This window comes from Haloferax mucosum ATCC BAA-1512 (assembly GCF_000337815.1).
GTDB classification, from domain to species: domain Archaea; phylum Halobacteriota; class Halobacteria; order Halobacteriales; family Haloferacaceae; genus Haloferax; species Haloferax mucosum.
In genome coordinates, this window is record NZ_AOLN01000014.1 from 1 (window position 1) to 10,735 (window position 10,735).

At 54.7% G+C, this 10,735-nt stretch carries 8 protein-coding genes and 2 CRISPR repeat arrays; all 8 genes read left to right on the top strand.

All coding sequences use genetic code 11. The features are described from left to right. Nucleotides 1–65: 65 nt before the first annotated feature. Nucleotides 66–560: a CRISPR direct-repeat array (repeat unit 30 nt; unit sequence GCTTCAACCCAACTAGGGTTCGTCTGTAAC). Between the two features lie 355 nt (nucleotides 561–915). The 8 genes from cas6 to cas2 are packed head-to-tail and all read left to right on the top strand — an operon-like array spanning nucleotide 916 to nucleotide 10,027. Beyond that, entirely contained in the window at nucleotides 916–1,650 is a 735-nt protein-coding gene (gene cas6 / locus C440_RS11610) for a CRISPR-associated endoribonuclease Cas6 (protein ID WP_008320679.1), read from the top strand. Then, a complete protein-coding gene (gene cas8b / locus C440_RS11615) occupies nucleotides 1,637–3,751 on the top strand; it encodes a type I-B CRISPR-associated protein Cas8b/Csh1 (RefSeq protein WP_008320680.1) in 2,115 nt (704 codons plus the stop codon). Before cas6 ends, cas8b begins: the two co-directional genes overlap by 14 nt. A 3-nt stretch (nucleotides 3,752–3,754) precedes the next feature. Beyond that, nucleotides 3,755–4,810, top strand: coding sequence for a type I-B CRISPR-associated protein Cas7/Csh2 (gene cas7b, locus C440_RS11620; protein ID WP_008320681.1), 1,056 nt, complete (start codon nucleotides 3,755–3,757; stop codon nucleotides 4,808–4,810). A 2-nt stretch (nucleotides 4,811–4,812) separates the two neighbouring features. Continuing rightward, nucleotides 4,813–5,619 (top strand): type I-B CRISPR-associated protein Cas5b, encoded by an 807-nt coding sequence (gene cas5b / locus C440_RS11625; protein WP_049915771.1) that lies wholly within the window; start codon nucleotides 4,813–4,815, stop codon nucleotides 5,617–5,619. A 1-nt stretch (nucleotide 5,620) separates the two neighbouring features. Further along, a complete protein-coding gene (locus C440_RS11630; RefSeq protein ID WP_049915773.1) occupies nucleotides 5,621–8,215 on the top strand; it encodes a CRISPR-associated endonuclease Cas3'' in 2,595 nt (864 codons plus the stop codon). Further along, on the top strand, nucleotides 8,212–8,766 hold the full coding sequence (gene cas4, locus C440_RS11635) for a CRISPR-associated protein Cas4 (protein ID WP_008320684.1): 555 nt from the start codon (nucleotides 8,212–8,214) through the stop codon (nucleotides 8,764–8,766). Before C440_RS11630 ends, cas4 begins: the two co-directional genes overlap by 4 nt. 1 nt (nucleotide 8,767) lies before the next feature. Then, the gene (cas1b, locus tag C440_RS11640; RefSeq protein WP_008320686.1) at nucleotides 8,768–9,760 is read left to right on the top strand and encodes a type I-B CRISPR-associated endonuclease Cas1b; all 993 of its coding nucleotides are present in this window, start codon (nucleotides 8,768–8,770) and stop codon (nucleotides 9,758–9,760) included. A 3-nt stretch (nucleotides 9,761–9,763) separates the two neighbouring features. Continuing rightward, nucleotides 9,764–10,027: a CRISPR-associated endonuclease Cas2 gene (gene cas2 / locus C440_RS11645; RefSeq protein ID WP_008320687.1), complete on the top strand. Its 264-nt coding sequence runs from the start codon at nucleotides 9,764–9,766 to the stop codon at nucleotides 10,025–10,027. Nucleotides 10,028–10,125: 98 nt separating this feature from the next. After that, nucleotides 10,126–10,686: a CRISPR direct-repeat array (repeat unit 30 nt; unit sequence GTTACAGACGAACCCTAGTTGGGTTGAAGC). Nucleotides 10,687–10,735 lie beyond the last annotated feature (49 nt).

Consider the following 10,735-nt stretch of genomic DNA (forward strand, 5'->3'; position numbering starts at 1 on the left):
CTTCAACCCAACTAGGGTTCGTCTGTAACGACGTCGCAGGCGACGAGTTCGCCGCAGACGACGAAGCTTCAACCCAACTAGGGTTCGTCTGTAACAACGGTCAGGTTACAATCGAACTCACCATCACTGACGCTTCAACCCAACTAGGGTTCGTCTGTAACACTTATCGAAGACATCACGGCAAACTCCGCACTGACTGCTTCAACCCAACTAGGGTTCGTCTGTAACCAGCCGCTTCTTGGCCGCAAAGTCCGGTTCCATGCCGTGCTTCAACCCAACTAGGGTTCGTCTGTAACTTCATCCCACAGTCTGACTTCGATATTGGCGTCTGTGCTTCAACCCAACTAGGGTTCGTCTGTAACTTGTCGTTCTTGCTCTTGCTTCCTCGCTATCCACAGCTTCAACCCAACTAGGGTTCGTCTGTAACTCCCTCAACGACGAGAACCCACGCCGAAACCTGTTTGCTTCAACCCAACTAGGGTTCGTCTGTAACGCTACAACTGTGGTAAGGATTTCGACCATCCGAACCAGCTTCAACCCAACTAGGGTTCGTCTGTAACCATGCCCAATTCAGGGGTACACAGACCTCTACACACTGCTCACACTCAACAGTTTCCGTCGACCTCCAATAGCCCCCCAAACCCCGGGGGGTTGACGGACCAAGAAGTTCTAAATTAGAGTGTTCCACTAATGCAGACCCTTCACGTGAAGTAGTTTGTGCCTGTTTGGTATGTCAGTGGTTCATCCCATTTTTAGACACGTTAGAATTTATATGTCTGCTCAAAGAACAACTAATATGACTGATGTTACCTATCATCTTGGAGGTGATGCACCGCTATGCGCTTGCTAGTCCGCTTGAACGCGCAGTGTGACGCGACCTACCAACACGCGTTCCATAACAAACTTAGAGGCCGTGTGTGGCGGGCACTCGAAGGGTCGAAGTTCGACCGTGAACACGACAATGGCCACCCACTTGGACTCGCCTTCAGCAACATTTTCCCGTGGGGTGAGATTCGAGCTGGAGACCGGCGTTCTGTGCTCTTCGCCTCTCCGCGGGAAGACCTTCTCGCAACTATCGCGCGGGACTTACAGCAAGACCGCGCATTCAACATCGGTGAGATGTCGTTCGAAGTCGATGAGTTGTCGCAACTCTCCGTCGATGTTGGCGAACCCGGTACCCGTGGCGTCATCGAGACGGCAACCGGCGTTGTCGTTCGAATACTTCCCGAGCATCGTGAGCGGTACGGCATCGAGACCGACTACGACACGGCAACGTACTGGCGGCCTGAACATACGATTAGACCGTTCAAAGAAGCCATCCAAGCGAATTTACAGCACAAACACGACCGGTTCGCTCACGAGTATCAAGACGGGCCAACAGATGTAGACGGTGACCTCTTCGAGGGGTACGACCTCCTGAAGACGTATGCGCTTCCCGTAACGGTCACCACGGGAACGACGATTGATCTCCTGTTGAGCAAGTGGCGATTCGATTACCGTGTTCGGAGTGATTCACACCGCCGCCATCTCAATCTCGCGCTCGATACGGGGCTCGGTGGACGCAACGGGTTGGGATTCGGATTTTCGAACATCGTCGAAAAAACCGCTCCGAGTGAAAGCCAATTGGAGGGAGCAGATGCTCTCACCTGAAGCGTTCAGACAGACGTACTCGGACGCGGAACTCGCCAAGGAACTCCCAGACCGTCCGATTGCTTCACTTCGGGATATTCAGCACCATTACGGAACGCTCTACACGCTTGCGACTACCGGCGGCGGGAAGTACGCGCCGTATCTCACGCCGGACGCCGCGAGCGACCTCGTTGACGAACCAGATAGCCTCATCGTGGTTCGAGTCGATCTTTCCGGCGACGAACCCACGTTAGCATCCGATGACCGAGGTCCGGTTTGGGTGACAAAGTACACCGATGAGCTGATCCCGAAAGTTGCACACTGCAAGTACCCTGCCGCACGGGGTATCGACCACAGCATCACGCATCAAGCTGGCAAGAATAGCGACCCGGAGAAACTCGCTCGCTACGCGAAAGAGCGACTTTCTAAGTGGGCAACCGACTCGGCTGTTCAACCGGCCGCAGAAGAACACGAAGACGGTTGGATTATCGACTCCCTTGCCGAGTTGGGTGAAGACGAGGCTACGCTTGAACAACTCGAACACGATGTTCTGGCGACGCTCAGCGGTTCCACCACGGCACTTCTCACAGTCCAGGTAAAAATCGACGACGACCCGTATCTGTGGCCGGGCGACCTCGACGTGTCGATGGCCGCGATGCGAAGTCGGAAACTGTCGAAACTCGTCTCCAAAGGGAAAGCGTCGAATTCGGCTGGCGAAGCGACCGACCTTATCACGGGTGCACAGACACGGACTGTCGGGACGGCACAGGACCCCCTGAATTACTTTCTCGGCAAGCAGTTGGAGAAGTTCCCTGGCTTCGACCCCGACCAAGCGTGGCGAACGCATCCAATTTCGGAAGATGCCGCAATCACGCTGATGAACGCTGAGACGTTCATCGACGCATGCTCTTATCGAACGTTCGGTGCTCGCGTCTACTATTTACCGTATTTTTTCGGCAAGCCGGACGCTGAAGATACGTATCGGCTTTACGAGCTATTGTACGACACGGTCACGGAGGACGACTCGGAGCGTGGCCTCACCCCAATCGAAACCGCGTATCAGTTCCGCGAAGAGAAGTCTCTGGACGAAAACAAGCTTCGGTTCTACGTCTCTGCGGTCATGCCGCATCAGATGTCCCGGTTCGATGTCTTCGGTGAGACGATGAACGGGCGCATCCAATTTCCTGCTTCGCTCGCCACCGCTCACCGCGACCTACTTCGGACAACAGCCTTCAGAGATGGAAACGAGCGGACAGCGGCACTTCCAACCCACGAAAACTGGTCGCTCCTCTCTGATGACGGATTCCTCGGGTTAGTCGCCTCGGGTTCGTATTTTTACCAAACGCTCCCCAGCGGAGACGATGACACGGATGCGAGCGCGGACGACCCGCGGATACTGGCGCTGGTCGCAGTTCTCAGCGGCGACTCGATACCGGTTTCGACTCTATTGGAATCGTACGTCGATCGGATTATCGAAGAATCGGGTGACGATGAATACGGATTCCCAGTTTTCAGAGTAGCCAGCCAGTATGCACAGCTCTGCGCACTTGCGGATGCTAATCCCGGTTTCCTTGACGCGACAGACACTCGAAAGCCGATTATCGAACCACCATCCTACGGACAACGAACTATGTCAGACATGGTAAAAACCATCACAGACGGCGGCTTCGCCGGTACAGAGAAGCTCGAATCGTTCATCGAAGACACGCCAGCGCTTGCGACAAACGACGAGCGATGTGCGTCTTTCCTGCTCGGCGCACTCGTCGGCGCTGTCGGGGGATACCAAGAATACGAGCACGACCGCTCGACGACGCTCGTGGACCAATTCCCCGTCCAAGCGGTCACGCGGAACCGCATCAAGAAGGTAACCGAGTCGGCGATTGAGAAAACGATTACGTACACTCGTCAGGAGAAGAAAGGCGGCAGAGAGTATCCCGGAACGAAGTTCGATTACATTGTTGACCGACTTCGAGAGACGGTTATCAATCCTGACCCGGACGACTGGGACATCGACACTGCCGACCTCCGATTCTACTACGCACTCGGTCTCACGTACGGTATGAACGACCGACCGCTGACTTCGAACAGCGAACCTGACCAACCGAACCCCACTGCCAACTAACCCATGTCCGAACACTCAGACCACGTCGAGAACCGCTCAGAAATCGTGTTCCTGTACGATGCCGTTGATGCGAACCCGAACGGGAACCCACTCAGTGGAGCGAATCGCCCCCGAATCGACCCCCAAACGAACCAAGCAATCGTCACCGACGTCCGCCTAAAACGATACCTTCGTGACCAACTGGATGCGGACGGCCACGGCGTCTACATTCGGAACGTCCAAGAAGAAGGCAATCGGTACACACGTGAAAAATTGCTGGAGAACCGCCTCAAAGAGGTTGACCCCGACGAGTACGACGACGATGAAGAACTTTCAGAGGCGGTCTACCGAACGTTTCTCGAAGAGAGCGTGGACGTCCGGTACTTTGGCGCGACAATGAGCGTAGATTTGGACGACAGATACGGCTCACTGCCGGACCATTTCACTGGACCGGTACAGTTCTCGCCCGGAAAGTCGATGCATTCGGTGAACGAAAACGAGGAGTACGACAGTCTCACGAGCGTCATTGCGACGCAAGACGACAAACAACAGGGTGGATTCGACCTCGACGACCATCGGATTCAGTACGGGCTTATCAGATTCCACGGCCTCGTTGACGAGCACGCCGCCGCGGATACGAATCTCACAACCGAGGATGTCGAACGATTGGATACGCTCTGCTGGCGCGCAATCAAGAACCAGACGATTAGCCGGAGCAAGGTCGGCCAAGAACCGCGGTTGTATCTGCGTGTCGAGTACGCGACCGACAGTTTCCATCTTGGTGGGCTGGATAAAGACCTCGACCTCGACCGAAAAGACGGCCGAACAAAGCCTGACGACCAACTCCGTACCGTTCGTGACCTAACGCTATCGGTCGATTCGTTGGTTGCTCGCCTCGAAAAGTCTGCGAACCGAATCGAGCGAGTACATGTTGCCGCGAGCGACGTGCTGTCTGTCTCGCACGATGACGACGTTGGTGGGCCGGAAGTCCTCTACGATGCGCTTGCGGACCGGCTTGGGACGGACGCAGTCCACACTATCGACGTGTACGACGAACACACCACGGCGCTCCCTAACTGACTGTGGACCAACAGACGCTCTCCAAGTGGGATGATAGCCAAGGCGAGAGTGAAACTGCCGACCCGCCACGCTGTCTATCACTCACCATTCGGGGACCGTGGGGACATTTTCGCCGTGTCGAGGGAAACATCGTCAAGCAGACCTACCGAATTATCCCACGGACGACAGTTGCTGGCTTGCTTGCGGCGGTTCTCGGTATCGAGCGAGATGGATACTACGAGTTGTTCGGACCTGGGCACTCGGCAGTCGCAATCGAACCCGTCGAACCGCTCCGAACGCTGAACCTTCCCGTGAATACGCTCTCGACAGCGAATGAATCGATGAAGTCAATGAATGCGAAGGGAAAGATCAGTATCAAGATTCCTGACCCGACGAAACCGCGTCAACAACACAACTACGAGGTACTCGTTGACCCGGCGTATAGGCTGTACGTCTGGTTGCGTGACTCGGACTGGTTCGACATGCTTCACGAGATGCTCGATGAAGGTAAATCGCACTACGTTCCTAGTCTCGGCCTGTCCGAGTATCTCGCGGAGATAGAGTACCATGGACAGTTTACGGTTGAGACCGGGCCGGCTGACTCCGTCGTTGCTGTCGATTCTGCCGTCCCGAATGCAATTGACCGAATCGTTCCAGATGCCGAAACGCGGTGTCAAATCGAGGAGTCACCTGGGTTCATGACGAGCGATACGGGTGGACGAACGACGACTGGATTCACGAGTTACGCATACAACCCCGATGCAGGCCCAGTTAACGTACGGAATCCCGACACACACATCATCGATGGAAACACGGTGATGTTCGTCTGATATGACGTCAGCGTACGAACGGCGTTACTCACACCCTGCCGAGGATGGTCGACCGGGCGTGCTTCTCTTTGCGCACCTTAAGGACGTCCGAGACCGAATCGATATGGTCGTTCCTGAAGACACAAAGACGCCCGATGGGATGTTGCTTTCTGGTGTCATTCAACGTCTCGCGCTCGTCCACGACGTTGGCAAGGCGACGACTTTTTTCCAACAGTACATCGGCGAGTCACCGGGTAAACCACGCTACGAGAAGTTACGGTACCACGCACCACTTGGCTCTCTAGCCGCGTACTACGTACTCGATGAAACCGGCCACTCGACAGCGACGTGCCTCGCGGGTTTCGTCGCAGTTGCGAAACACCACGGCCGACTCCCGAACGTCGTGGAGTATCTGTTCAATCGGACGGCCCGACCCGACCCTGAAAAATGGGACCCGGTCAAAGCACAGATTTCGGATATACACGAGCACGCGCCGAAGCTTGTGACTGCGATCTTCCAAGAAGCAACCGGTGACGCGGATGCGTGGCAGAACTTTGCGAAAGCCTGTGTCAACGACGAATCTCTGTTCACAGAAATCGCCGACCACATCACGACTAACGGCGAGCGTCCGATAACTGACCCATCTTTTCTCACCGATGAATTCTACGGCTTGCTATTGGAGTGTTGGGGGACCCTCGTCCTCGCTGACAAGACGAGCGCCGCTGGTGCCCCCCAGTCGAGTACAGTCTACGATGGTACGACCCCGAAAACGACCACGTTGGCTGAATATATCGATGAGATTGAAGACCCAAATGCTAACCCTGACGGTTCCCAGACTGAACGACTCAACTACTTCCGATCGCGTGCCAGGAAAGACGTACTTGACTCGGTTTCGGTGTTCATAGAGAGCGAATCGAACGTTGCGACGATTACGCTCCCGACGGGAATGGGAAAGACGCTCACCGGTCTGAACGCCGCACTGGAGATTCGTGACCGGACGGACCGCGACCGTATCGTGTACGCGTTACCGTTCACGAGTATTATCGACCAAGTTGGCGCGGAAGTTCAGGATATCTTTGATACGGACGGTACCGACGGTCTGCTTGCACTCCACCACCACCTTTCCGATACTCGATTCGGATACCGCGACAGCGACGACGATGTGTCTGATTTGAACGACGATATTGCGGGAATGCTCGGCGAAAGTTGGCGAGCGGGAATCATGGTTACCACGTTCGTCCAACTGTTCGAAAGCTTGGCCGGGCCTCGGAATACGCAGTCGATGAAGATACCTGCACTCCGGGAGAGTGTCGTCGTCCTCGACGAACCGCAGTCGCTCCCACTCGATTGGTGGAAACTCGTCCCTCGACTTGTAGCGGTTCTCACTGAACAATACGACGCCACCGTCATCTCGATGACGGCAACACAACCCGAGCTATTTTCTGATTCGGTTTCCCTTGTTTCGGACCCAGAACAGTATTTTTCGGCCGCAGAACGCGTCCGGTACCATCTCCACGATTCGGTCGAACGGTTCCTTCAAGGCGACGAACAAGCACTCGAATACGACGTTGCCGCGGCTGAAATTGCCGACGTGGCCGCGTCCGGTGAGTCGCTTCTTGCGATATGCAATACGATTGATAGCGCACGCAAACTGGCTGAGGCCGTCACTGACCGAATTCAGTCGGTCAGTGTTGCAGAGCAGTATTTCGCATCCCTGAAAAGTGGTTCCGCCGATCCAGTCGAGGATACTGTCCGCCAGATTATCCAGTCGCCGAAACAGGCGTTTGTCCACCTCTCGACGCGACTTCGCCCGACCGACAGACTCGCACTAATACGAATTATCAAGAAACTCCGAAGCGCCGGGTATGCAGTCACTGCAGTCACGACACAGCTCGTTGAAGCGGGCGTTGACATAAGTTTCGAGAACGTCTATCGAGACCTCGCACCGGTCGATAGTATCGTGCAAGCGGCCGGGCGGTGTAATCGTTCTTTCGAGCACGAACGCGGGGATGTTACGGTGTGGTGGCTTGCCCAGCCTGCGGCGCAAACACACACGCCTGCGGTCGCAGTCTACGACCTTCAAGGACCTTCACTCACCCCTGTGACTGCCAAAGCCCTCGATAGTGTGCGGCAGGGCCAGACAACACTTCCTGGCAAATCAGTTGCTCGAACGGCAGTACAGAACTACTACGACCGACTCCATACTGAAAAGAACGTCGGCAAGGAAGCGTACTCTGCGTACGTTGATACCGCTGACGCGGAATCGTTGGGTCGTCTTTCGTTAATAACGCAGACAAAAACAGTCGATGTCCTTATCTGTGTCACTGAAGCTGACCACGAACTCGTCTCGTCACTGGAGACTGCTTACGAGAAGTACGAATTCGAAGAAGTAAAGCGACTCCTTACTGCGACCAAGCCCCTTCGAGTCTCTATTCCAATCTACCGCGATGACTCACCGGAGGCTGATGCAGTCACCAGCTTGCGACCTCTCGCAGACCGTGAGGAAGAGAGTCAAATTCGCGTGCTCAGCGCCGAGACGCGAGCATTCGAAAACTACTTCGACCGTAGTACTGGGTTTGTCGTTACAGACCGAACTGTTGAGGACCGGTTCCTATGACTGAACTTGACCCCGTCGAACGGTTACTACAAACTGCGAGAGATGAGACTCGAGACGATTCGTTCCGGGTGACCGGCGTCATGATGCAGTATTACGTCGTTTGCAAGCGCGAACTCTGGTTCCACAGCCGCCATATCGAGATCGACCGAGGTAACGAAGCGATTGTTCGCGGAACGCACGTCGATGAAACCGCATACAGTGAGAAGCGACGGCATGTTTCGATTGATAGTACGATTGCAATCGATGTCTTGGACGATGGTCGCGTGCTGGAAGTCAAGCCGTCTTCTTCACTCGTCGAACCCGCAAAACTACAGTTGCTCTACTATCTGTGGTATCTGAAGCACGTCGTCGGTGTCGAGAAATCCGGCGTACTTGCACATCCTACAGAACGGAAACGGGAAGATGTGGAACTGACTTCGGCGGCGGAACAACGCGTCGAAGATGCGATTCGCGGCGTGTACGAGATTATTACGACAGAGTCGCCGCCACCCGCGGTACAGAAGCCTGTCTGTGGCTCGTGTGCGTATCACGACTTCTGCTGGAGTTGCTAACATGGACCGAAACTACCACATATTCAGTGACGGATGCCTCGAACGACACAACGACACTGTTCGGCTCGTGACCCTTGACGACGAAAAGAAATATCTCCCAATTGAAAAGGCTGAGGCCATATTTCTTCACGGCCAAATCGACTACAATACTCGACTCGTCTCATTTCTCAACCAACATGGAACTGCAATCCACGTTTTTGGTTGGAAAGACTACTACGCCGGGTCGATTATGCCGAAACGAGGCCAAACCTCCGGTCGAACACTCGTCGAACAAGTTCGAGCGTACGATTCTACTGCACGACGAACTGATATCGCTCGTAAATTCGTCGAGGGGAGTATTCACAATATGCGGGCGAACGTGTCATATTACAACTCTCGCGGCCACGAGTTCGACACAGAGCTCGCGTCGCTGGATGCGGCCGCCGACCGTCTGACCGAAGCGGACGGCGTACAAGAGAGTATGGGAGTCGAAGCAACCGCGCGACGTGCCTACTACTCGACGTTCGATAGCATTCTGCCGGATGGATTCGTCTTCAACGGTCGGCAATACAATCCGCCGACAAACGAGGTCAATAGTCTCATCTCGTTCGGTAATTCGCTCGTGTATGCGAACGTTGTTTCCGCGATTCGTGCAACTGCGCTCGACCCCGCCGTAAGTTATCTTCACGAACCGGGGGAGCGACGATACTCTCTTGCACTCGACATTGCAGACCTGTTCAAGCCACTCCTCGCAGACCGGGTTCTCTTTCGACTCCTCAACCGGAAGCAACTCACGCCGGCTGATTTCGAAACGGACCTCAACTCTTGTTTACTGACCGAGGACGGGCGGAAAACGTTTTCAAAGGCGTTTGAGGAAACGCTCGAACAGACTATCGAGCATCCAGAATTGAACCGAAAGGTGAGCTACCAGTACCTCCTCCGAATTGAGGCATACAAACTCAAGAAGCACCTCCTCACTGGTGAGGAGTACGTCCCGTTCAAACGGTGGTGGTAGGCTGTGGTGTATATTATCGTCGTCTACGACATGCGTGCCGACCGAACGCGATTGATGCTCAATTTCCTCAGAAAATATCTCACTCACGTTCAAAACTCTGTCTTCGAGGGCGCGGTTACCGAGGGAGACCTCGAAACGATACGAAACCATACGCAATCTCTATTGAAACCGGACGAATCAGCGATTATCTATCGGATTGGCTCCGATAAATACGTCGAACGAACCGTTATCGGAGACGACCCGACTGACGATTCGCAGTTTCTGTAGCAGTCAACCCCCCCGGGGTTTGTGGACTATTGGAGGTCGACGGAAACATTTGAGTGGCAACCACCTGTATGGGGACTGTGGCACTCGAATTTGCCATGGTTACAGACGAACCCTAGTTGGGTTGAAGCTCACTCAGCGGTCGGATGAACGCGAGGATGAAATAGCGTTACAGACGAACCCTAGTTGGGTTGAAGCTACCAGCGAGGAATTGCAGTGCTCCCGAGGTTTGGGTTACAGACGAACCCTAGTTGGGTTGAAGCAGATGAATATCGGAATTGGCGGACATGAACGCCGCCGTTACAGACGAACCCTAGTTGGGTTGAAGCTATGAGTGCCCCATGCGGGTGCTCGTAGCCTTTAGCCGGTTACAGACGAACCCTAGTTGGGTTGAAGCCAGGCAGATGGACGCTCTGTACAAACGCCATCGCGCGTTACAGACGAACCCTAGTTGGGTTGAAGCAACTTCTTCGAAAGTCTCATACTCATTTGCCTTGGCGAGTTACAGACGAACCCTAGTTGGGTTGAAGCCTCCGTCCGAGTGCGGATAATAGCGTCCGAAACACGGTTACAGACGAACCCTAGTTGGGTTGAAGCGTGCCCCGGTCCTCGTGGATGCAATCGAACCACTCGTTACAGACGAACCCTAGTTGGGTTGAAGCGTACCGAGTCCGTCGCCAACACTCACGTTCGCATCGGGTTACAGACGAA

What these genes read in the sequence shown, in the direction of transcription:
- cas1b (WP_008320686.1), top strand. Translation starts at nt 8,768, where the DNA reads ATGGACCGAAACTACCACATATTCAGTGACGGATGCCTCGAACGACAC.
- C440_RS11630 (WP_049915773.1), top strand. Translation starts at nt 5,621, where the DNA reads ATGACGTCAGCGTACGAACGGCGTTACTCACACCCTGCCGAGGATGGT.
- cas8b (WP_008320680.1), top strand. Translation starts at nt 1,637, where the DNA reads ATGCTCTCACCTGAAGCGTTCAGACAGACGTACTCGGACGCGGAACTC.
- cas7b (WP_008320681.1), top strand. Translation starts at nt 3,755, where the DNA reads ATGTCCGAACACTCAGACCACGTCGAGAACCGCTCAGAAATCGTGTTC.
- cas4 (WP_008320684.1), top strand. Translation starts at nt 8,212, where the DNA reads ATGACTGAACTTGACCCCGTCGAACGGTTACTACAAACTGCGAGAGAT.